Source organism: Streptomyces sp. NPDC060198 (assembly GCF_042728415.1).
In the GTDB taxonomy this organism is placed as follows: Bacteria; Actinomycetota; Actinomycetes; order Streptomycetales; family Streptomycetaceae; genus Streptomyces.
Genome location: NZ_JBHWZJ010000093.1, coordinates 1 through 22,571 on the forward strand (window position 1 = coordinate 1; position 22,571 = coordinate 22,571).

15 protein-coding genes and 1 pseudogene are annotated in these 22,571 nt (G+C 71.4%); 4 read left to right on the plus strand and 12 right to left on the minus strand.

Annotation, left to right across the window (positions count from 1 at the left end; genetic code table 11):
• Positions 1-23: 23 nt before the first annotated feature.
• Positions 24-3,026: an excinuclease ABC subunit UvrA gene (gene uvrA, locus ACFWEP_RS14535; protein ID WP_387369997.1), complete on the minus strand. Its 3,003-nt coding sequence runs from the start codon at positions 3,024-3,026 to the stop codon at positions 24-26.
• Between the two features lie 177 nt (positions 3,027-3,203).
• Here uvrA and ACFWEP_RS14540 point away from each other — a divergent pair, with 177 nt between their 5' ends.
• Together ACFWEP_RS14540 and ACFWEP_RS14545 are read left to right on the plus strand one after the other, a co-directional pair.
• The gene (locus tag ACFWEP_RS14540; protein ID WP_387369999.1) at positions 3,204-3,893 is read left to right on the plus strand and encodes a maleylpyruvate isomerase family mycothiol-dependent enzyme; all 690 of its coding nucleotides are present in this window, start codon (positions 3,204-3,206) and stop codon (positions 3,891-3,893) included.
• Between the two features lie 10 nt (positions 3,894-3,903).
• On the plus strand, positions 3,904-4,560 hold the full coding sequence (locus ACFWEP_RS14545) for an MBL fold metallo-hydrolase (protein ID WP_387370001.1): 657 nt from the start codon (positions 3,904-3,906) through the stop codon (positions 4,558-4,560).
• A 156-nt stretch (positions 4,561-4,716) separates the two neighbouring features.
• Here ACFWEP_RS14545 and ACFWEP_RS14550 read toward each other — a convergent pair whose 3' ends face one another.
• The 5 genes from ACFWEP_RS14550 to ACFWEP_RS14570 form a co-directional block, all read right to left on the minus strand.
• Positions 4,717-5,745: a TerC family protein gene (locus ACFWEP_RS14550; RefSeq protein ID WP_387370003.1), complete on the minus strand. Its 1,029-nt coding sequence runs from the start codon at positions 5,743-5,745 to the stop codon at positions 4,717-4,719.
• Positions 5,746-6,075: 330 nt separating this feature from the next.
• Complete coding sequence (locus ACFWEP_RS14555; protein WP_387370005.1) at positions 6,076-8,046, minus strand: TerD family protein; 1,971 nt, start codon at positions 8,044-8,046, stop codon at positions 6,076-6,078.
• A 199-nt stretch (positions 8,047-8,245) separates the two neighbouring features.
• The gene (locus tag ACFWEP_RS14560) at positions 8,246-8,824 is read right to left on the minus strand and encodes a TerD family protein (RefSeq protein ID WP_328722300.1); all 579 of its coding nucleotides are present in this window, start codon (positions 8,822-8,824) and stop codon (positions 8,246-8,248) included.
• 174 nt (positions 8,825-8,998) lie between these two features.
• Entirely contained in the window at positions 8,999-11,140 is a 2,142-nt protein-coding gene (gene uvrB, locus ACFWEP_RS14565; RefSeq protein ID WP_387370007.1) for an excinuclease ABC subunit UvrB, read from the minus strand.
• 39 nt (positions 11,141-11,179) lie between these two features.
• Entirely contained in the window at positions 11,180-12,052 is an 873-nt protein-coding gene (locus ACFWEP_RS14570; protein ID WP_387370009.1) for an MHYT domain-containing protein, read from the minus strand.
• A 418-nt stretch (positions 12,053-12,470) separates the two neighbouring features.
• Between ACFWEP_RS14570 and ACFWEP_RS14575 the strand changes: the two genes are divergently transcribed.
• Complete coding sequence (locus tag ACFWEP_RS14575) at positions 12,471-13,016, plus strand: methylated-DNA--[protein]-cysteine S-methyltransferase (RefSeq protein ID WP_387370011.1); 546 nt, start codon at positions 12,471-12,473, stop codon at positions 13,014-13,016.
• 61 nt (positions 13,017-13,077) lie between these two features.
• Here ACFWEP_RS14575 and ACFWEP_RS14580 read toward each other — a convergent pair whose 3' ends face one another.
• Positions 13,078-13,725, minus strand: coding sequence for a uridine kinase (locus ACFWEP_RS14580; RefSeq protein ID WP_387370013.1), 648 nt, complete (start codon positions 13,723-13,725; stop codon positions 13,078-13,080).
• 45 nt (positions 13,726-13,770) lie between these two features.
• Positions 13,771-14,439 (minus strand): winged helix-turn-helix transcriptional regulator, encoded by a 669-nt coding sequence (locus ACFWEP_RS14585; RefSeq protein ID WP_387370015.1) that lies wholly within the window; start codon positions 14,437-14,439, stop codon positions 13,771-13,773.
• Positions 14,440-14,523: 84 nt separating this feature from the next.
• Between ACFWEP_RS14585 and ACFWEP_RS14590 the strand changes: the two genes are divergently transcribed.
• The gene (locus tag ACFWEP_RS14590; RefSeq protein ID WP_387370017.1) at positions 14,524-15,735 is read left to right on the plus strand and encodes a pyridoxal phosphate-dependent aminotransferase; all 1,212 of its coding nucleotides are present in this window, start codon (positions 14,524-14,526) and stop codon (positions 15,733-15,735) included.
• 39 nt (positions 15,736-15,774) lie between these two features.
• Here ACFWEP_RS14590 and ACFWEP_RS14595 read toward each other — a convergent pair whose 3' ends face one another.
• The 4 genes and pseudogenes from ACFWEP_RS14595 to ACFWEP_RS14610 all read right to left on the minus strand — a co-directional run bounded on the left by ACFWEP_RS14595 (position 15,775) and on the right by ACFWEP_RS14610 (position 22,127).
• A complete protein-coding gene (locus ACFWEP_RS14595) occupies positions 15,775-16,401 on the minus strand; it encodes a TMEM175 family protein (RefSeq protein WP_387370019.1) in 627 nt (208 codons plus the stop codon).
• A gap of 608 nt (positions 16,402-17,009) precedes the next feature.
• Positions 17,010-17,741 (minus strand): hypothetical protein, encoded by a 732-nt coding sequence (locus ACFWEP_RS14600; RefSeq protein ID WP_387370021.1) that lies wholly within the window; start codon positions 17,739-17,741, stop codon positions 17,010-17,012.
• An 82-nt stretch (positions 17,742-17,823) separates the two neighbouring features.
• Positions 17,824-19,123: pseudogene (locus ACFWEP_RS14605) on the minus strand (SWIM zinc finger family protein); the annotation flags it as partial.
• A gap of 73 nt (positions 19,124-19,196) precedes the next feature.
• Positions 19,197-22,127: a DEAD/DEAH box helicase gene (locus tag ACFWEP_RS14610; RefSeq protein ID WP_387370023.1), complete on the minus strand. Its 2,931-nt coding sequence runs from the start codon at positions 22,125-22,127 to the stop codon at positions 19,197-19,199.
• Positions 22,128-22,571 lie beyond the last annotated feature (444 nt).

The window sequence follows — 22,571 nt, forward strand, 5'->3', positions numbered from 1 at the left end:
CCGCCGGTCCGGGCCGGAGCGCGTCAGGCCTTGCGGGCGCGGGTCGCCTTCTTGGCCGGCTGCTTCGCCGTGGTGGCGGTGGCCGCCCGCCGGGCGGGAGCGGCCTTGGCGGCGACCGTCTTCTTGGCGGCGGTCTTGCGCACCGGCTTGCGCGCGGAGGGCACCGCCGCCTCGTTGATCCGGTCGGTGTCCAGGACGTCCTGGAGGAACTTCCCGGTGTGGCTGGCGGGCACGGCCGCCACCTCCTCCGGGGTGCCCTCGGCGACCACCAGACCGCCGCCGTTGCCCCCCTCGGGGCCCATGTCGATGACCCAGTCCGCCGTCTTGATCACATCGAGGTTGTGCTCGATGACGACGACGGAGTTGCCCTTGTCGACCAGCCCGGAGAGGACCTTGATCAGCTTGCTGATGTCCTCGAAGTGCAGACCGGTGGTCGGCTCGTCCAGCACGTAGACCGTGCGGCCGGTGGAGCGCTTCTGGAGCTCGCTCGCCAGCTTCACGCGCTGCGCCTCACCGCCGGAGAGCGTCGGCGCGGACTGCCCGAGCCGGACGTATCCGAGGCCGACCTCGTTGAGGGTGCGCAGGTGCCGCGCGATGGTCGGGACGGCCTCGAAGAACTCCAGGCCCTCCTCGATCGGCATGTCCAGCACCTCGGCGATGGACTTGCCCTTGTAGTGGACCTCCAGCGTCTCCCTGTTGTACCGGGCTCCGTGGCAGACCTCGCACGGCACGTACACGTCGGGCAGGAAGTTCATCTCGATCTTGATCGTGCCGTCGCCCGAGCAGTTCTCGCAGCGCCCGCCCTTCACGTTGAAGGAGAAGCGGCCCGGCAGATAGCCGCGCACCTTCGCCTCCATCGTCTCCGCGAAGAGCCTGCGGACGTGGTCGAAGACTCCGGTGTAGGTCGCCGGGTTGGACCGGGGGGTCCGGCCGATGGGCGACTGGTCGACGTGGACCACCTTGTCCACGAGGTCGTCCCCGTCCACCCGGGTGTGCCGGCCGGGGACCGACTTGGCGCCGTTGAGCTCCCGGGCCAGGTGGGTGTAGAGGATGTCGTTGACCAGGGTGGACTTACCGGAGCCGGAGACCCCGGTGACGGCCGTGAGGACGCCGAGAGGGAAGGAGACGTCGATGTCCTGGAGGTTGTTCTCCCGGGCACCGTGCACGGTGAGCCGGCGGCTCGGGTCCACGGGGCGGCGGACGTCGGGGACGGTGATCTCCCGCTTGCCCGAGAGGTACTGGCCGGTGATCGACTGCTTGTTGGCCAGCAGCTCCTTCAGCGATCCGGAGTGGACCACCTTGCCGCCGTGCTCCCCCGCTCCGGGGCCGATGTCCACGACCCAGTCCGCGACCTTGATCGTGTCCTCGTCGTGTTCCACGACGATGAGCGTGTTGCCCATGTCGCGGAGCCTGACCAGGGTCTCGATCAGCCGGTGGTTGTCGCGCTGGTGCAGGCCGATGGACGGCTCGTCCAGCACGTACAGCACGCCGACCAGGCCGGAGCCGATCTGGGTGGCGAGGCGGATGCGCTGGGCCTCGCCACCGGACAGGGTGCCGGCCGCGCGGTTCAGCGAGAGGTAGTCGAGGCCCACGTCGACGAGGAACCTCAGCCGCTCGTTGACCTCCTTGAGGACCCGCTCGGCGATCTTCTTGTCGCGGGCGTTGAGCTTGAGACGCCCGAGGAATTCCGCGCAGTCGCTGATCGACATCGCGGCGACCTCGGCGATGGACTTCTCCATCACCGTGACCGCGAGGACGATCGGCTTGAGGCGGGTGCCCTCGCAGGTCGGGCAGGGCACCTCGCGCATGTACCCCTCGAAGCGCTCCCGGCTGGAGTCGCTCTCGGCCTCGGAGTGCCGCCGCTTCACGAACTGGACCGCACCCTCGAAGGACGGGGTGGTGTAAGCGCGCTCGCGGCCGTAGCGGTTGCGGTAGCGCACCTCGGTCTTGATCTTGTGGCCGTAGAGCAGGGCCTTCTTGGCGCGCTGCGGCAAACCGGCCCACGGGATGTCCGTGCGGAAGCCGAGGGCCTCGGCGAGTGCGCCGATGAGGCGGCCGAAGTACTCCTTGGTGTGGCCGTGCGACCAGGGGTGGATGGCCCCCTCGTCGAGCGACTTCTCCTCGTCCGGGACGACCAGCTCGGCGTCGACCTCCATGCGGGTGCCGATGCCGGTGCAGTCGGGGCACGCGCCGAAGGGCGAGTTGAAGGAGAAGGAGCGAGGCTCCAGCTCCTCGAAGGAGAGGTCGTCGTACGGGCAGTAGAGGTGCTCGGAGAACATCCGCTCGCGCTCGGGATCGTCCTCGGGGAGGTCCACGAAGTCGAGCACGACCATGCCGCCGGAGAGGCCGAGGGCCGTCTCCACCGAGTCGGTCAGTCGGCGCTTGGCACTGTCCTTCACCGTGAGGCGGTCGATGACCACCTCGATGGTGTGCTTCTCCTGCTTCTTCAGCGTGGGGGGCTCGGAGAGCTGGATGGTGGTGCCGTCGACCCGGGCACGGCTGTATCCCTTGGTCTGGAGGTCGGCGAAGAGGTCGACGAACTCGCCCTTGCGCTCGCGGACCAGCGGGGAGAGCACCTGGAAGCGGCTTCCCTCGGGGAGGCCGAGGACCTTGTCCACGATGGCCTGCGGGGACTGCCGGGAGATCGGCCGCCGGCACTCGGGGCAGTGCGGCTTGCCGATGCGGGCGAAGAGCAGGCGGAGGTAGTCGTAGACCTCCGTGATGGTGCCGACCGTCGAGCGCGGGTTGCGCGAGGTCGACTTCTGGTCGATGGAGACGGCGGGCGAGAGACCTTCGATGAAGTCGACGTCCGGCTTGTCCATCTGGCCGAGGAACTGCCGGGCGTACGAGGAGAGCGACTCGACGTAGCGCCGCTGCCCCTCGGCGAAGATCGTGTCGAACGCGAGGGAGGACTTACCCGACCCGGAGAGCCCGGTGAAGACGATGAGGGAGTCACGGGGCAGGTCGAGCGAGACGTTCTTCAGGTTGTGCTCGCGCGCGCCACGGACGATGAGACGGTCGGCCACGCCGGTCCGCACCTTTCTTGAGAGAAACGGGGGAACTGAGCCCCCTGATCCAGGGTATGGGGGGCGCCACAGCGGTGTTGAAAAGCTTTCGACTTCGAGCGTATAGCACGCACATTCGATTTCCGGCCGGTCATTACCTCCTCCACCCGAACGAGTGGCAGAGCTACGCTCGGTCGCATGAGCGATCATGTGCGCGACCTGGAATCTGTACGCGGAGCAACGGAACGCCTGCTTGCCGCAGCCGCCTTATGGGACAAATCCACTGTCCCCGAACCGTCCCGACTGCCCGGTTGGACCCGGGGCCATGTTCTGGCCCACCTGTCACGTAACGCCGACGCGCTCCGAAATGTTCTCCGCGGACTCCCGATGTACGCGAGCGGCGAAATCCGGGACCGCGACATCGAGGCCGGAGCGCCCCGTTCGCTCGCCGAGCACCTGGACGACCTGCGCACGAGCGGCGAGCGGTTCCTCGCCGAGGCCGCCGTCCCCGCCGACTGGTCACGCACCGTGGAACTGCGGGGCGGCGTGACGGACTCCGCCTTCCACCTCCCCTTCCGGCGCTGGGCCGAGGTCGAGCTGCACCACGTGGACCTCGGTACGGGGTACGAGCTGGAGGACCTGCCGGAGCCTTTCGTGGTCCGGGAGATCGACTTCCTGACGGAGCGCTTCGGACGCCACCCGCAGGTGGTCTCCACCTCGATCCGAGCCGACGACGGCCGCGCCTGGACCACGGGCGGCGGCAAGGAGGGGCCCGTGACCGGTGTCGGCGGACCGGCTCCGGAGCTGCTGGGCTGGCTCTCGGGCCGCCGCGACGGCTCGGCCCTGACCGTGGAGGGCGGCCCCCTCCCCGTACTGCCGCCGCTATAGGCTGCCGCCCATGACCTACAGCGGAGCGGTGCGGGTCGGCGGACCCGCGGACGTGCACGAGCTGACCGGCCTGATGATCTCGAAGGTCGCGGTCGGCCCGATGAACAACAACGCCTACCTGCTGCGCTGCCGGGCCACCGGCGAGCAGCTCCTCATCGACGCCGCCAACGAGGCGGACACCCTGCTGCGGCTCATCGGCGAGGACGGCATCGCCTCGGTGGTCACCACGCACCAGCACGGTGACCACTGGCAGGCGCTGGCCGAGGTGGTGGCCGCCACCGGCGCCGTCACGTACGCCGGACGGTACGACGCCGAGGGCATCCCCGTCGCGACCGACGTCCTCGTGGAGGACGGGGGCGCCATCCGGGTCGGCGAGGTCACCCTGACCGCCCGCCACCTGGTCGGTCACACCCCGGGCTCCATCGCGCTGGTCTACGACGACCCGCACGGGGCTCCGCACCTCTTCACCGGCGACTGCCTCTTCCCCGGCGGCATCGGCAACACCCGCAAGGACCCCGAGGCCTTCGCGAGCCTGCTCCACGACGTGGAGACCAAGCTCTTCGACCAGCTCCCCGACGAGACCTGGGTCTACCCGGGCCACGGCCACGACACCACGCTCGGCGACGAGCGCGGACAGCTCCCCCAGTGGCGCGCCCGGGGCTGGTGAGACCCGGCACCCGGCCGCCACCACTCCATGCCGTGTGGTGAAAGTCCCGTCCGGCGGGCGGACGACGCCGCTTGCAGAACACGACCGAGGGGCGCCCCACCACCGGAACACGGTGGCAGGGCGCCCCTCGTCGTGGCGGCGGAGGTGCCGTACGGCTCAGCCGCCGACGCTGCTGCTGCCCTTGCGGGACTCGGCCTCGGACGCGGACTCCGGCACGGAACCCGCCTCGGCCGCCTCGGCCGCCGCCTGCTTCCGGCCCGCGATCAGGCTGGTGATGGTGGTGATCACCAGCACGCCGCAGATGACGGAGAGCGAGAGCGGGATCGAGATCTCCGGGACGTGCACACCCGACTCGTGCAGCGCGTGCAGCACCAGTTTGACGCCGATGAAGCCGAGGATCACCGAGAGTCCGTAGCTGAGGTGGACCAGCTTCTTCAGCAGCCCGCCGATGAGGAAGTACAGCTGGCGCAGCCCCATCAGCGCGAAGGCGTTGGCCGTGAAGACGATGTACGGGTCCTGGGTCAGGCCGAAGATCGCCGGGATGGAGTCGAGGGCGAACAGCACGTCGGTCGTTCCGATCGCGAGCATGACGACCATCAGCGGGGTCATGACGCGCTTGCCGTTGTTCCGGATGAAGAGCTTGGTGCCGTGGTACCGGTCGGCGACGCCGAAACGGTGCTCGATGGACTTGAGCAGCCGGTTCTCCTCGAACTCCTCCTCGTCCTCGTCGGCCCGCGCCTCCTGGATCAGCTTCCATGCCGTGTAGATCAGGAACGCGCCGAAGATGTAGAAGACCCAGGAGAAGTTGGCGATGACGGCTGCGCCGGCCGCGATGAAGATCGCCCGGAGCACCAGGGCGATGAGCACACCGACCAGCAGCACCCGCTGCTGGAGCTGGGAGGGCACCGAGAACTTCGCCATGATCAGGACGAAGACGAAGAGGTTGTCGACGCTCAGCGATTTCTCGGTGATGAAGCCGGCGAAGAACTCGCCCGAGGCCTGGCTGTTGCCGAAGACCAGCAGGCCCAGGCCGAAGAGTGCCGCCAGAGTGATCCAGACGACCGTCCAGATTCCGGCTTCCTTGGTCGACACGTCATGGGGCTTGCGCCCGATGAAGAAGTCGACGGCGATGAGGGCTGCCAGACCGAGAATGGTCAGCACCCAGAGGGTCCATGAAACGTCCACTGCGCCTCCGGCAGTTCGCTACGGCTACTGATCAGCGTCGTCGCTGCCGGAGGTCTCTTCCACCCGGGCGTACGGGATGTACGCCGGGCCGGCGCCCCGGGACCGGTCACAGTCCGTACTGACGGGAACGCCACGTGTGGGAATACTCCCCTCCGTCCAAGAAACGGTACAGGTATAACCAAGAAAAGGTAAAGAGGATGGCAAAGAAGAATCAAAAGACCCTGGTCCCGGCGGTCTTACTGCGTTAGCGCCGTACGTACCTCCCCGCGCCGGCCGACCGCGCACGCCCCGCCGCCCTCGCAGCGGTCGGTCCGCGGGCCCCCCAGGGCGTCAGAGCCCCCGCGCCCGTCGCGCCTCGGCCACGGCGGCGAGCACCCGTTCCAGGACCCGGCTGCCCTGCGGCACCTTCGGGGGCTCGTACGTCCACACGTGACGGACCCAGGGGTCGGCGAGATGATCGCCCGCAAGCGGGGTGAGCCGGAGGAGCCCGCGCCAGAACGGTGCGAGGACCGGCCCGTACGCGGACGCGTCCTCCTGGTCCGCGACCAGCAGCAGATGCACGCCGACCGAGGGGCCCTCGTCGGCGAGGTAGCGCAGCCGGGTGACCGCGCGGTCGTCGAATCCGTGCGGGAAGTCGTTGACGACGAGCAGTTGTCCGGCCGGGTCGAGATCCGGCGGCAGCGCGTCGGCGGCGCCGGCCCGGACCGCCATCTGGACCAGGTCGACGCGTCGGGTGAGCCGGTCGAGGGCGGCCTCCACCCCGGCGGCCCCCGAGGCCGGCGGCCCGGAGAGCACTCCGGCACGGATCAGCGGCGCGAGGGCGGCGGCCCCGGCCCCCGCCGGGTCGATGACCTGCACCGACATCTCTCCCGCCGGGTACGCGGCGAGCAGCCGTACCGCGTGGGCGACGGCGCTCTCGAGTGCGAGGCGCTTCAGCTCCGCGCCGTCCAGCACCATGTCCGCTCCCGAGTCGATCCGCCCCGAGTCGATCCACAGGCCGCGCTCCAGCGGGAGCCGTACGAGCAGGGGAATGCGCAGCTCCGGGCGTTCGGGCAGATGCACGTCGCCGAGCCGCAGGGCCCAGGGCTCGCCGGACACGGCCCGGTGGGCATGCCAGACGGGCTTGTCCCAGCCGGCGCAGGGGGCGGGGAGCGCGGGCTCCACCACCTCGGACTCGGCCACCAGCTGCGCGAGGTCCCGGTCGAGCGCCTCCCGGGCACGGGCGACCAACTCGTCGTGCTTCGCCCGTGCCGCCTCGCGCGCAGTGTCCCCCGCCCCGCCGATGCGGTTGCGCGGGTCGGACAGGAGACGGTCGAGCTCCTCCTCCAGCCGCGACTGGGCGAAGCCGACGGCGCCCCGGTAGGCGGCGGCGCTGCGGGCCAGGTCCTCGAACATGCCCCAGACCTGGTTGTAGAGCCGCTCGTCCATGGAGTGCCCGGCGGCGTCCCCGGCCACCGGCGCGGCGGGGCCGGACGGGGCGGCCGGAGGGGTGCCGGGAGAGCCGACCGTGGCCGGCGGGAAGGCCGGGGCGGTCGGCGTGGACGGGGCGGGGGCGGGCCGGCGGCGCGGGTGCGCGTAGTCGATCCGCCCGCCGGCCGGGACCACCACCGCGTCCGCCACGTCTTCGGTGCCGGCCACCACCGCGTCCGCCACGTCTTCGGTGCCGGCCACCACCGCGTCCGCCACGTCTTCGGTGCCGGCCACCACGGCTCCGCCTTGCGTCGCGGGAGGTCCCTGTGGGGCCGGAACGAGAGGTCCGCCCGCCGCATCGAGGATCGCGGCGGCCAGCTCCGCCGCCCCGCTCAGCCCTTGGTCAAAGAGCATGCCCGCGAGCCCGGAGAAGTAGCCCTGCCCGACGGCCCGCACCTTCCAGGCGCCGGCGCGGCGGTAGAACTCCAGAGCGCCGACGGCGGACTCGGTGTCCAGCCCGGTGAGGGTGAAGCCGGCGATCCCGGTGCCCTCGGGCCCGGTGACCGACACGAAGGGCGCGGCCACCGCACCGAAGCCGGTGGGGGCGCCGGGCGTCCGGGGAAGGGCCAGCAGCACGGTGACGCGGTGCACCTCCCCGGGCAGGGAGTCGAGATCCAGGTCGAGCCGGTGCTCGGAGGCGGCCTGCCGGGGCACTTCGATGCCGGGCAGCCGGGGCGCTCCGGGGTGGGCGACCCATGCGGCACCCCGTACGGTGCCCTGCTCGTCGGCGAGGGTGGCTCCGGCCACGACCGGGGAGCCCGCTGACACCCGGACTTCCAGACGGGTCGAGGGCAGCGGATGGTTCTGCCCCCGGACGAGTTCGGCCGTCATCTGCCCTGTCCCCTTGCTGCCTGACCGTGTCGGTGCGTGAGCGTGCGATGAGTGTGTTCCGCCGGGGTGCGTCCCGGGGTACGCGCAACTCCCGGCGGCGGAAGCCTCCGGGAGTCGCGTGGGCCGTCGGGCCCGAGGTCTGTCCGGTCCCGCCGGCACCCGTCCCGCGCTGGGCGGGACGGGTGCGGGCGGGTGGCCGTCAGAGGTGCGGCAGGATCGCCGGCATCAGGTCCTGGAAGGTGCGGCCGTTGGCCGGGTTGCCGAGGGCGGTCATCTGCCAGCCGGCACCGGCACGGTGCACCTTCGCCATGATCTGGGCGGTGTACTGGCCGCCGCCGTCGAGGGTGTAACGCGCCAGCTCCTGGCCGTTGGTCTCGTCGACGATGCGGCAGAAGGCGTTCTGCACCTCCTGGAACGTCTGCCCGGTGAAGCTGTTCACCGTGAAGACGATCTGGTCGATGTGGACCGGCACCCTCGCCAGGTCCACCAGGATCGCCTCGTCGTCGCCGCCCGATCCGGCGCCGCCGACGAGGTTGTCGCCGGTGTGCTTGACCGAGCCGTCGTCGCTGACGAGGTGCCGGAAGAACACCACGTCCACCGGCTGCTTGTCGGCGAACAGGACCGCCGAGGCGTCCAGGTCGATCTCGCGGGTGCGCGATCCGAAGAAGCCGCGGCGCGGTGCCGCCTGCCACCCGAGCCCCATCCGCACCGCGGTCAGGGTTCCCCCGTCCTGCTTCTGCAGGCTGATCGCCTGACCCTTGGTCATGTTGACCGTCACGCGTTGTCCCCTCTCCGCGTCGCTCCGCGTCGTGCTCCGCAACAGTCCGTGTTTGCGGGTTCCCCCGACCCTACGCATGACACCCGCGGCCGATACCGATCCGGGGCGTTCTGTGTCGTTCTTGCAACACAGGACGCCGGCCGGGGGCGTCATGGTCCAGGCGCACCCCGTGTGTCAGGCGATCCCCGCCTCCTTCATCTGCCGCAGCTCCTTCTTCAGCTCACCCACCTCGTCGCGCAGGCGTGCGGCGACCTCGAACTGGAGGTCGGCGGCTGCGGCCCGCATCCGCTCGGTCATCTCCTCGATGATTCCCGAGAGCTCCTCGGCGGGACGGTCGCTGGTCACGGCGCCCCTGGCGCGGGCCTTCCCCGCGTCCGCCTTGGCCTCCCCCGCCTTGCTCGCCTTGCCGCCGAGCGTCGGCACCGGGGCCTTGGCCCCCTTGGTCTGCCGGTAGCCGGTCCCGAGGAGCTGCTCGGTGTCGACTTCCTCGCGGGCGATGGAGGCGACGATGTCGTTGATCTTCTTGCGCAGCGGCTGCGGGTCGATGCCGCGCTCGGTGTTGTAGGCGATCTGCTTCTCGCGGCGCCGGTTGGTCTCGTCGATGGCCCGCTCCATCGCGGGCGTGACCTTGTCGGCGTACATGTGGACCTGGCCGGAGACGTTGCGCGCCGCGCGTCCGATGGTCTGGATCAGCGAGGTGGCGGAGCGTAGGAACCCCTGCTTGTCGGCGTCGAGGATCGCGACCAGCGAGACCTCCGGCAGGTCGAGGCCCTCGCGCAGGAGGTTGATGCCGACCAGGACGTCGTACTCACCGGACCGCAGTTCGCGCAGCAGTTCGATGCGGCGCAGGGTGTCGACGTCGCTGTGGAGGTACCTGACCTGGATGCCGAGTTCGAGGAAGTAGTCGGTGAGGTCCTCGGACATCTTCTTGGTGAGGGTGGTGACGAGGACTCGCTCGTCACGTTCGGTGCGGAGACGGATCTCGTGGACGAGGTCGTCGATCTGGCCTTCGGTGGGCTTGACCACGATCTCCGGGTCGACCAGCCCGGTCGGGCGGATGATCTGCTCGACGAAGCCGTCGCCGCGCGAGAGCTCGTAGTTTCCCGGGGTGGCGGAGAGGTAGACGGTCTGCCCGATCCGCTCCTGGAACTCCTCCCACTTCAGGGGCCGGTTGTCCAGGGCGGACGGCAGCCGGAACCCGTGGTCGACGAGGGTGCGCTTACGGGAGGCGTCGCCCTCGTACATCGCGCCGATCTGCGGCACCGTGACGTGGGACTCGTCGAGCACCAGCAGGAAGTCCTCGGGGAAGTAGTCGAGGAGCGTGTTCGGGGCGGTGCCGGGCGAGCGGCCGTCGAAGTGCATCGAGTAGTTCTCCACGCCGGAGCAGGTGCCGATCTGGCGGAGCATCTCGATGTCGTAGGTGGTGCGCATGCGCAGGCGCTGGGCCTCCAGCATCTTGCCCTGCTTCTCCATGGAGGCCAGCCGCTCCTCCAGCTCTTGCTCGATGCCGGTGATCGCCTTCTCCATGCGCTCGGGGCCGGCGACGTAGTGGGTGGCGGGGAAGACGTGCAGAGAGGTGTCCTCGCTGATCACCTCGCCGGTGAGCGGGTGGAGGGTGGAGAGAGCCTCGATCTCGTCGCCGAACATCTCGATGCGGACGGCGAGCTCCTCGTAGACCGGGAAGATCTCGATCGTGTCGCCGCGCACCCGGAAGGTGCCACGGGTGAAGGCGAGGTCGTTGCGGGTGTACTGGATCTCGACGAACCGGCGCAGCAGCTGGTCACGGTCGACCTCGTCACCGACCTTGAGCTGGATCATGCGGTCGACGTACTCCTGCGGGGTACCGAGGCCGTAGATGCAGGAGACGGACGCGACCACGACGACGTCCCGCCGGGTGAGCAGGGAGTTCGTCGCGGAGTGGCGCAGTCGCTCGACCTCCTCGTTGATCGAGGAGTCCTTCTCGATGTAGGTGTCCGACTGCGGGACGTACGCCTCGGGCTGGTAGTAGTCGTAGTACGAGACGAAGTACTCGACCGCGTTGTTGGGCAGCAGTTCGCGGAACTCGTTGGCCAGCTGGGCCGCCAGCGTCTTGTTGGGTGCCATGACGAGGGTCGGCCGCTGAAGCTTCTCGATCATCCAGGCAGTGGTCGCCGATTTACCGGTACCGGTCGCGCCGAGCAGGACGACATCCTTCTCACCTGCCCGGATGCGCTTGTCGAGCTCGGCGATGGCCGTCGGCTGGTCGCCGCTGGGCTGGTAGGGACTGACGACCTCGAAAGGCGCCACCGAACGTTCGATCTTCGAAACGGGCCGCATGCATCCACCGTACGACCCGACACTGACAACGGCGGCCGGTCAGCGGCAGGGAGGCCTGCGGGCAGTGTCGAACGCCGGCGTCCCGGCGGAGTCGGACCGCTGGCCCGGGATGCCGCGGGCGGCCGTGCCGGTCCGGCCGGATGTGCCGTTCCGGCCCTGGTCGCCTGCCACGGCCAGCGGGTCGAACAGCACGATCACCCCCGCGAGGAGCAGGAAGGCGAGGGGTCCGACGAGGAGGGGGACCAGGATCGAGCCGACCGTCTCGCCCCCGGTCACGCCTGTGGCACCGGGGTGGAGATGGACCCGGAGCGCGGCCATGCCGGTGTAGTGCATCCCGCACACGGCGGCGCCCATGACGACGGCGGCCCCCAGGCTCGGCAGGAAGCCGCGGAGGGAGACGGCCGCCCAGAGCGCCACGGTGGCGGCGACCACGGCGATGACGACGGAGAGGGTAACGGTGGCCGTCGAGTACGCGAACCGTCCGCGGAACGCCATGGCCGCCATGCCGAGGTAGTGCATGGAGGCGATCCCGAGGCCGGTGATGGGGCCGCCGGTGACCAGCGCCAGCCGGGTCGCGCCCCGGTAACCCACGATGAAGATGCCGATACCGACCATGACGATCGCCACGGCGAGGCTCGCGAACATCAGCGGCAGGTCGTACGTGATCGCCGCGTCGTCGATGCGGAACCCCATCATCGCGATGAAGTGCATGGTCCAGATGCCGGAGCCGATGGAGGTCGCGCCGAGCGCGAGCCATCCGGCCCGGTGCGGGCGGCGGGCCGGATCCGACCCTGCGGAACGGACGGACCGGACGGTGCAGCGCAGCCCCAGCGCGGCACCGAGGCAGGCCATGAGGAAAGCCACGACCGGAGTCACGAGACCGTAGGAAAAGCCGTCGACTGTGCCCTGCATGCTGGATACGCCCTTCAGGAAAACGCGGTGCTGGTGGTGCTCTGCCGGCCGGCGGACGGGCCGGGGCCCATGAAGTCCGCCGTCCGGTGGGGAAGCCGCTGGTCGCGGACGGGTCCCGCTCGGTCGAAGGATCGGGACACACGGGTCCCGGCGGGGCTCCGGAGTGCCCGGAGTTCCGCCGGAAACCGGAAGCCCCGGCAAGCGAACACAAGGGCGGCATTTTATCGCCCGAAAACTGGAGTGGTGGAGAAAATGCCGCGCATGATCCAGTCCTCACCACTTCTCCCCCGGGTGAGGGTGACCGTCACACTCCTGCGACGTCACGCGCACCGCTGACCGCGCTTCCCACGGGGGCGGTGCCGGGCGCCGGTGTCCGTCGGTGGGCGTGGGTGTCGGTGGCCGGCTCTACGGTGTCGGTATGACGAATGGCGCAGGCCCTGTGGAGTGGTCCGTCGTGGCGAGCCCCGTCGGACCCCTGATGCTCGCCGCGACGGGCACCGGCCTGGTCTCCGTGACCTTCCACGCGCAGCCCCCGGTGCGTGAGGGGACACGGGCGATGCTGCGCGAGAGACTCGGCGCGGAGCCGGTCGAAGACGGCGGTTCCGACGTGCTCGCCGCGGCGGCCCGTCTGTTCGACGCCTATTTCGACGGCTCGCTGCGGACGTTCGATCTCCCGCTGGACTGGTCGTTGACCTCGGGCTTCCACCGCCGCGTCCTCCAGGAACTCGCCACCGGTGTTCCGTACGGCTCGGTCGTCGGGTACGGCGAGCTCGCCGCGCGGGTGGGGCGGCCGGACGGGGCGCAGGCGGTCGGTGCGGCCATGGGGGCCAATCCGCTGCCGGTCGTCGTGCCGTGCCACCGGGTGGTGGAGAGCGGCGGCGGGCTCGGAGGATTCGGCGGCGGGCTGGAGACGAAGCGGCGGCTGCTGGAGCTGGAGGGCGTGCTGCCCCAGCCCCTGTTCTGACCCCGGCCGGTGTTCCGACCCGGCCGCCCGCCCGCGCCTGCGGCGAGTACGGCCCGGGGCGTCACTCCTTCTCGCGAAGACCCGTCCATGCCGGGTGGCGGGGGTCGTCAGCGCGGACGACGGCGTCGGCGTGGTCGGCAGGGGCGGTCTCCTCCTCGTACCGCGCGAAAGCGGGCAGGGTCCAGCGCGCCTCCGCGTCCGTTCGCCGCAGCAACGCGCCCGGCGAGAGCCGCAGATGGACCGCGAGGTCGAACGGGTACCACTGCCCGAGCAGCAGCGGCCCGTGCAGCACCAGCACTCCGCCCTCGGGCAGCCGGTGGTACGGGCTGCGGGTGGCCCGGTCGGTGGACGGGTCCCACAGGTCCGGCAGGACGCGTCCGGTACCGCCCGGCTCCAGCGGCCCGAACACCTCGCGCCACAGCGCCCCGGTGTCGAACCAGCCCTGGGCGTACGAGTCGGGGTCCCGCCTGCCGTACTCGTACCGCAGGCTCGCCGGACGCAGGAATCCCTCGGTGGGGACGACGAGTACGGCACGGCCACGCAGACGCAGGGCCCGGGCGAGGCGGTCGGCCAGGGGGCCGGTACCGGCAGCGGGGGCGCCGTCGACGCCGATCCTGAGCCACGGGCCGCCGCCTTCCGGGACCAGCCCGTCCGCGTGCGCGGCTAGCGCCTCGGCCAACCGGTCCCAGGTGATCGCTTCGAGTCGCACCCGTTCATCATCCACCGGCACCCGTGGCCGTGGACCGGCGGCCGGTCACTCCCCGCGCAGTTCCGCGGCGAGCAGGCTCTCGCCGCGCACCTCGATCCGGCCGTCCTTCACCGCCTGCGCGAAGGTGACCTCGTCGCGGCCCATGGCCAGGCAGAGTTCGGCGTCCAGGACGACGCGGGCATCGGCGCGGGGAGCGGCGCCGTAGCCGTAGACCTCCTCGCCGGGCGGTACGGAGCCCGTGCGTACGTGGAACTCACCCTCGTCCAGATGCACTTCGACTACGCCGGAGTGGGCGGTCGTGGCCAGGGAGCGGCGCAGCGGGAGGGCGAACCAGTGGGCGCGGACGGCGTCGGTGGGACGGCGTTCCTCCAGAGCGGGCGCGCCCCACTGGGCGAGTGCGGTGAGGACGGGCAGCAGTTCCCGGCCCCGGGCGGTGAGTTCGTAGACCGAGGCGGCGGCCGGGGGCGGCAGCTTGCGGCGCAGCGCGAGACCGCCCTGCTCCATGTCCTTGAGGCGGGAGGCGAGGACGTCCGTACTGACGCCCGGCAGGTCCGCGTGCAGGTCGGTGTAGCGGCGCGGCCCTGCCAGGAGTTCACGGACGATCAGCAGGGTCCACCGGTCCCCGACGGAGTCCAGGGCTCGGGCGGTGGCGCAGAACTGGTCGTAACTGCGTCGGCGTACGGGGCGCGCTGCTGGCTGCTGCTGACGTGGCATACGACGCAGTCTAGACATGTTGTTGGACTTTCCAAGGTCGGGCTTGGTAAAACCAAGTATCGCAATCGGCAGGGGAGGAACCGCATGGAGTTCCGGCAGTCCAGCAAGCTCGACGAGGTCTGTTACGAGATCCGCGGCCCGGTCATCGAGCAGGCGAACGCGTTGGAGGAGGCGGGCCACAGCGTGCTCCGCCTCAACACCGGCAACCCCGCGCTGTTCGGCTTCGAGGCGCCCGAGGAGATCGTCCAGGACATGATCCGGATGCTCCCCCAGGCCCACGGCTACACCGACTCGCGCGGCATCCTGTCGGCCCGCCGCGCGGTCGCCCAGCGCTACCAGGCGATGGGGCTGCCGGACGTCGACGTGGACGACATCTTCCTCGGCAACGGCGTGTCCGAGCTGATCTCCATGGCCGTCCAGGCGTTCCTGGAGGACGGCGACGAGGTGCTCGTACCGAGCCCGGACTACCCGCTCTGGACGGCGGTGATCACCCTCGCCGGCGGCAAGGCCGTCCACTACACCTGCGACGAGCAGGCGGACTGGAACCCGGACCTCGCCGACATGGCCTCGAAGATCACCGACCGCACCAGGGCCGTGGTGATCATCAACCCCAACAACCCCACCGGCGCGGTCTATTCGAAGGAGACCCTGGAGGGCATCCTCGACCTGGCCCGCCGGAACGGGCTGCTCGTCTACGCCGACGAGATCTACGACCAGATCCTCTACGACGACGCCGTGCACCACCCGGTCGCGTCCCTCGCCCCGGACCTGCTCACCCTCACCTTCAGCGGTCTGTCGAAGACGTACCGGGTCGCCGGGTTCCGCTCGGGGTGGCTGGTGGTCTCCGGTCCGCAGGAGCACGCGCGCGGCTATCTCGAAGGCCTCACCACGCTGGCCTCCATGCGGCTGTGCGCCAACGCCCCCGCGCAGTACGCCATCCAGGCCGCGCTCGGCGGCCGGCAGACCATCCGCGAACTCGTCGCCCCGGGCGGCAGGCTGCACGAGCAGCGCGACCGCGCCTGGCAGAAGCTGAACGAGATCCCCGGGGTGTCCTGCGTGAAACCGAAGGGGGCGCTCTACGCGTTCCCCCGGATCGACCCGAAGGTGCACCGGATCGTCGACGACGAGCGGTTCGTGCTCGACCTGCTGCTGCGGGAGAAGATCCAGGTGGTGCAGGGCACCGGCTTCAACTGGCCCCGGCCCGACCACTTCCGCATCCTGACACTGCCGTACGCCGACGACCTCGACGCCGCGATCAGCCGCATCGGGCGGTTCCTGGAGGGATACCGGCAGTGAGCGCCCACCCCGTCGCGTTCCGCCCGCGCATCCCGCCGCTCAGGAGGCGCGGGTGCGGCGCACCAGACCTCTGAGCGGGATTACGGCCAGCCAGAACCAGATCGCCGCGACCGGACGTGCGGCGAAGGCGATGGGGACGGACGCGCCGAAGACCAGCGCCGTCGTCCAGAGGTCCGTGGAGACCGACCGGACGGTGTCGCGCACCGACGGATCGGCCCTCCCCGATCCGGTACGGCCCGTCAGGAGCACTCCCAGCTCCAGCAGGTTGGTGGCGGCGACGGTGCCCGCGTAGACGGCGACCGCGAGCGGCTCGGAGGCGTACTCGGAGAGCATGGAGGTAGGGAAGGGGAGGAAGGCGATGGTGCCGAGCCAGACGAGCGCGAACCGGAGCGGCGGCCCTTCGAACCGGGGCACCAGCGGGACGATGCGCCGGTGGTCGCGCCAGAAGCCCGCGAGGATGACGAAACTCAAGCCGTAGGCGCCGAGGTCCGGGAGCGCGTCGCGCAGCGCGTCGTGGAAGCCGGCGTCGTCCAGGCCCGGGGGCACCTTGATGTCCAGCACCAGCAGGGTCATGGCGATCGCGAAGATCCCGTCGGACAGGGCGGTCAGCCGGTCCGCGCCCCCGGCGCCCCCGGCGCCCTCCGTCCGCGCCCGCTCGTCACTCACCCGGTCAGCTTCCTCGTGCCTTCACGGCACCGGGTGGGATTACGCCGATGGCGGGCACGCCGGGGCACGCGCCGCGTACCGGCGGGACGCCACCGGTAAGGCCGCGCGGGGGAACGGCGAACCGCGAGCGGCCGGAGAGAGCGGAGTCCCGGAGAACGGGAGCGGGCCCGGAGGCGTAGCCGGCCTCCGGGCCCTGTGGGTGCCGCCTTCGTCGCACGCCGGCACGTTTAAGGACCAGGGTCAGTCGTGATGTCGTCGCGTCCTGCCTTTGGACCACCGCAGATCGAGCTCTGCGGGCCAGATTCGAACTGGCATTTCGACGCCGCTGGGCCCTGGACCGGTCGATCCGGCGATCGGCGGCCCATGCTGAGTCTGGAGCAAGAGTCTGAGATTGATCGCGGTCTGCCTCTGCCTGTTGGGCCACTCCGGCGGGGAGATGGTGCGTTCCGGGCCCGCCCCGCCGCAGGGCGGGGACACGATCCGAAAGTGCCGGAGGGAGGACTCGAACCTCCACTGGAACCGCGTCCGTCACGACAAGCCTCAGTTTCAGCTTGCGCTCCTCGCGCACCCCGACCGTAGTGCTCTGTGGCCGGGGAATCCATGATCGGTCACCCGAAGAGGTAACCGAATACCGCGTCACCCACCCGCTGGTCGACGACCTCGGCCGCGTTGGCCTCCTCGCGGGCGTACTTGACGGCCTGCTGGAGCTTCTCCACCCGCTCCGTCAGCTCCCGCACCCGGCGGGCGGGGAGGGCGCCGGAGAACTTCACCGTCGTCCAGTAACCGATCGGCACGTCCTCGTAGTACACCTCGACCTGCGCCGGGTGCTTCTCCGTCGCCTCCGCCTTGACGTGGTTGCGGGGCACCTTCTTCGTACGGAGGGTACGCACCGGCTCGGTCTTCCACGAGTCGGTCGACGGGTCCTGCGTCCACGCCTCGGAGGCGTCGAGAACCGGCAGCTTGCGGACGAAGGTGCCGATGTCGGTGAGCTGCTTCTCCAGGAAGAGGAGGTAGGAGACCGGGGCGTCCGCGACGATCACACGGCCGTCGATCGTGACGTCCGCGCGGGCCGCGCAGTTAGCCCGGTCCTTGGTGGCGGTCACGTCGAAGAGGCGGGTCAGCGCGGCGGCGGTGTCCCGCAGCACGTCCTCGGCCTTGATCTGTACCAGCGTCGACTCGGGCGGCAACTGCTCGCCCTCCTCGTCCTTCGGCTGGTACGTACGGGAGAGCCCGGCCAGCAACCCGGGCTTCTGGAGGCCGTGATGAGCGGCGGTGAGGTCCTGGTGGGCCTTGGACTTGACGCCCTTCTCCACCGCGATGATCTGATTGAGTTTCGCCACGCCACGGAAGTTAGCAGCGGCAACAGGTGTTCCTCCAGAGGTTTTTCGCCCGCCCTGACGCCAAGTACCGCCGCTCGCCCGCTCAGTGGCCGAGCAGCGCCAGCAGCACGCCCACCGGGTCGGTGCCCGGCATGGCGCGGGGCCACCAGTCCTCGCTGCCGGAGTCGGCCTCGTAGCCGTACCAGAGGTTGTCCCGGCCGAAGCGGAGCTGGAGTGTGCCGCCGGGGTGGGTGAGGTGGTTGCGCCAGGGCTGGAAGCGGGGGAAGTCGGCGGCCGCCAGGCCCGGGCGGGCCCGGTCGAACGGGCCGGCCGGGGGGTCCCAGGGGGTTTCCAGCACGGCGAGGCCCTCAGCGCCGCCCTGCCGCCAGGCGGCCACGGCACGGGCGAGGTCCGTGGTGTTGCGCCCGGTGGCGTGGGCGAGTTCGCGGTAGAGGGCCCGGGAGGTGGCGGTGAGCCCGGCGGTGGGTCCGGCGGCAGCCAGCCGCACGGCATCCTGCCAGGCACTCAGTCCGGCGAGCGGGTCGCGGCCGGTGGTGAGGATCGCGTGGGCGCGGGCCGCCGCGTCGGTGGCCAGCTGGTCCAGGGCCAGCGGATCGCGGGCACCGGGCAGTTCGGGGTAGGCGGGCGGCCTGCCGGGGAGAGCGGGCACGGGCAGCGAGGGCGGCAGCGGCGGCAGGTAGCGCTCGGCGAGCGCCTCCCGGGCGGGCACGGAGGGGGCTTCGGGAGCCTCGGGGCGCTCACGGGCGGCGTGCTCGGCGTTGCGCCGGGCGAGCTCGTCCAGGAGTTCGCGTTCACCGCGTCCGCGCAGGAGCAGCAGGACGAAGGGATCGGTGTCCAGCAGACGGGCCGTCTGGTAGCAGAGTGCCGCGACGTGTTTGCAGGGCAGCGCACGGTCGGGGCACGAGCAGGTCGGGTCGAGGTCGTCGACGGCCGGGAGCAGCCTGACCCCGGCGCCTTCGGCGGTGTCGACCAGGGCGTGCGGCATGGTCCTGGCCAGCAGCGCGGAGAAGTGTCCGGGGCGGGCGGCCACGGCGTCCAGCAGGGTGTCCCAGCCGCTCTCGGTGAAGACGCGGAGGCGGATCTCGGCGCGGTACGGGCGGGGCCTGCTGCCGTGCACGTACGCGACGACCCGGCCGGGGGTGACGGTGATCGCGGCGACGTGCCCCGAGTCGGCGTACGCGCGGCCGCGGGCGAGGCGGCCCTCGTCCAGCGAGAGCCCTTCCAGCGCGGCCACCCAGGCGCGACCCCACCAGCTGTCCGCGAAGGGCTCGCCTTCGGCGGACGTACGGGCGGGGACTGCCTCGAAGGTGCGGCGCAGGCCGTCCGGCCCCGGCCGGGCGGCGGGCGCGCGGCCCCCGGCCTGCGCCACCGGTGCACGGACGCCGAGGCTGCGGGCGCCGGCGGTACGCGCGTTCGGGGTGCGGGCACCGGGGTTACGGGCGCCGGGGCCGGGGCTCACGCGGGCCTCCGGAGGGCGACGAGGTCGGCGAGGTCGCGGTCGCTGAGTTCGGTCAGCGCGCTCTCGCCGCTGTCGCCCAGCACCGCGTCGGCCAGAGCGCGCTTGGACTCCAGCAGTTCGCCGATGCGGTCCTCGACGGTGCCCTCGGCGATCAGTCGGTGCACCTGCACGGGCTGCGTCTGTCCGATGCGGTACGCACGGTCGGTGGCCTGTTCCTCGACCGCCGGGTTCCACCAGCGGTCGTAGTGCACGACGTGGGCGGCGCGGGTGAGGTTGAGGCCGGTGCCGGCGGCCTTGAGGGAGAGCAGGAAGACGGGGACCTCACCCTGCTGGAAACGGTCCACCATGCGTTCGCGCTCGGCCACCGGGGTGCCGCCGTGCAGCAGCTGGGAGGGGACTGCACGGGCGGCGAGGTGGTCGGAGAGCAGCCGGGCCATCGAGACGTACTGGGTGAAGATCAGCACGGACCCGTCCTCGGACAGGATGGTGTCGAGCAGTTCGTCGAGGAGGGCGAGCTTGCCGGAACGGCCGTCCAGGCGCGGGGCGGCTTCCTTCAGATACTGGGCCGGGTGGTTGCAGATCTGCTTGAGCGAGCCGAGCAGCTTCATGATCAGGCCGCGCCGGGCGATCCCCTCCGAGGCCTCGATCCGCGCCATGGTCTCGCGGACCGCCGCCTCGTAGAGCGTGGCCTGCTCCCGGGTGAGGGAGACGGGGTGGTCGGTCTCCGTCTTGGGCGGGAGTTCGGGAGCGATACCGGGGTCGGACTTCTTGCGGCGCAGCAGGAAGGGGCGGACCAGCCGGGCGAGGCGTTCGACGGCTTCGTCGTTGCCCAGACCCGCCGCCGTACCGGTGTTCTCCGCGGCACGCGCGTGCCGGGAACGGAACGCCTTGAGGGAACCGAGCAGCCCCGGGGTGGTCCAGTCGAGGAGTGCCCACAGCTCGGAGAGGTTGTTCTCCACCGGAGTGCCGGTCAGCGCGACACGGGCGGGGGCGGGGATGGTCCGCAGTGCCTTGGCCGTCGAGGAGTGCGGGTTCTTGACGTGCTGCGCCTCGTCGGCGACGACCAGGCCCCAGCCGTGTCCGGCCAGCTGCTCCGCGCCGGAGCGCATCGTGCCGTAGGTGGTCAGCACGAATCCGGCCTCCTCGCCGGGCAGGGTGCGGTCCGCGCCGTGGAAGCGGCGGACGGGCACCCCGGGGGCGAAACGGTTGATCTCCCGGTGCCAGTTGCCGAGCAGCGAGGCGGGGCAGACCACCAGGGTCGGTGCCGGGTGGGCGCGGTGGAGGTGCAGCGCGATCAGGGTGATCGTCTTGCCGAGGCCCATGTCGTCGGCGAGGCAGCCGCCGAGGCCGAGCGAGGTCATCCGGTCCAGCCAGGTCAGACCCCGCAGTTGGTAGTCGCGGAGCGTGGCCCGCAGACCGGGAGGCGGCGCCAGGACGGTGTCCTCGTCGAGGATGCGGGCGCGCAGGGCGGCGAGGGCACCGGTCGGTACGGCCTCCACCTGCTCGCCGTCGAGCTCCGCGCTGCCGGTGAGGGCGACGGCGAGGGCTTCGACGGGTTCGAGGAGACCCAGCTCCCGCTTGCGGGCCTTGCGGACGAGGCCGGGGTCGACGACCACCCACTGGTCGCGCAGCCGCACCACCGGCCGGTGCGATTCGGCGAGGCGGTCCATCTCGGCCTCCGTCAGCGGCTCGTCGCCGAGGGAGAGCTGCCAGTCGAAGGCGAAGAGGCGCTCCGCGTCGAAGAAGGAGGTCCCGTCGGTGGCCGAGCCCGGGGCGGGGCGGACGACGGCGGACGCGGTGAGCGAGCGGGCGAGCTCGCGCGGCCAGTGGAGGCTGACGCCGAGATCCGCGAGACGGGCCCCGGCCGCACCCAGCAGCTCGTACAGCTCGTCCTCGGTGACGGCGAGCACGTCGGGCACGGGCTGATCGAGCAGGCGTTCGAGCGGCGCCCATGCCCGGGCAGCCCGGCGCAGCGCGAGCACGGTGTCGACCCGGGCGCGCGGCCCGAACGTCTCGCCCGCGAGGCCGTCCCAGAGGGCTGCCGCGTCGGTGACCCGGGTGGGGTCCGCGAGGCTGTGCACCTGGACGACGGCCGCCCCGGCGTGCCGGACGGCAGCGTCGTCGGGACCGCCGGACCCGCCGTCGGGGGCGCGGCTGTCGGCGCTGTCGAAGAGCTCGAAGGCGGACAGGTCGAGCCGGAGCGAGACCTGCACGCCGGCGTCCAGCCCCGCGGCGACCTCGACGGCCCAGGCGGCGACGCCGGGAAGGTGCTGTGCCTCCCTGGCCGCGAAGGGCGACCCGGACGCGAAGGCGGCGGCGGGGGTACGGGGCAGGGTGTCGGCGACCGCGTCCAGGAACGCTCCGACGAGGAACTCCGGATCGGCGAGGCGCAGCGGGGCCGTGTCGGGCAGCGGCACGGCGTACCCCTCGGGCGGCAGGGCCGCGGCGACGGCCCGCAGATGGGCCACGTCCGTGGCGTCGCGGGGGCCGGCCCGCCAGGCGTCGTGGTCCTCGGGGGTGAGCCCGGGCAGCATTCGTCCGCGCGCCACGAGGTTCAGGGCGTGCAGGGCCGCCGCTCCCCAGCAGCGGGTGGACGGGTGCGCGGAAGGCAGATGCCGGGCCCCGGCGAGCAGCGGCACGGCGTCCACGACCGGCACCAGCAGGGCGGGCACCCGGCTGCACTTGACCCCTTGTGCGCCATGGCCGCGGACGACGGCGATCTCCTCCACGACCGGACCGTCACCACCGGGGGACTCCCCGGCATCCGCTCCCCCCGTGCCGCTCAGGTGGTCCGCCGGGTCCCAGCCGGTGTCCTCGGGGTCCCAGAAAGCGATCCGTCCGTCCCTCGGGAGGGCGGCGGGCAGGAAGACGGCCGCACGCCGCAGCAGACGGTCCGTCTCCGTGCCGGACAGCTCCCGCACCGCCATACCACCCACCCCTCCCGCTCTCGTCCGGGCGCGCCCGCGCCTCGTCCCGATGTCACCGTCGGTGTCCTTCCCGACCCCGTCGAGTCTAGGCGGGCGGTCTGACAGAGCCGGACGCCGCCGGCGTCGAGCCAGGTCATCGATGGTTCCGGGCCTGACGTACACGTCGCACCTCAGGGTGAGGCCGCCCGGACCTCAGTTCCGGGCGGCCTCGACCGTGGGGGCCGGACGCCCAACGGTCCCGACGCCCGAGGTCCGGCTCCGGCCGGTCCCGCCCCCGGACGCCCCCGCGCCGGACAGCCCCGGCTCCGGCCGGTTTCGGACCTGCCGACTCCGGGAGCCGCGCCGGCCCGAGGTCGTGGCCTCAGTGCCGGGTGAGCCGGTCCGACCGGGGCTGAGGCCATCACCCTGGGGCCTCAGTGCCGGGTGAGCCGGTCCGACCGGGGC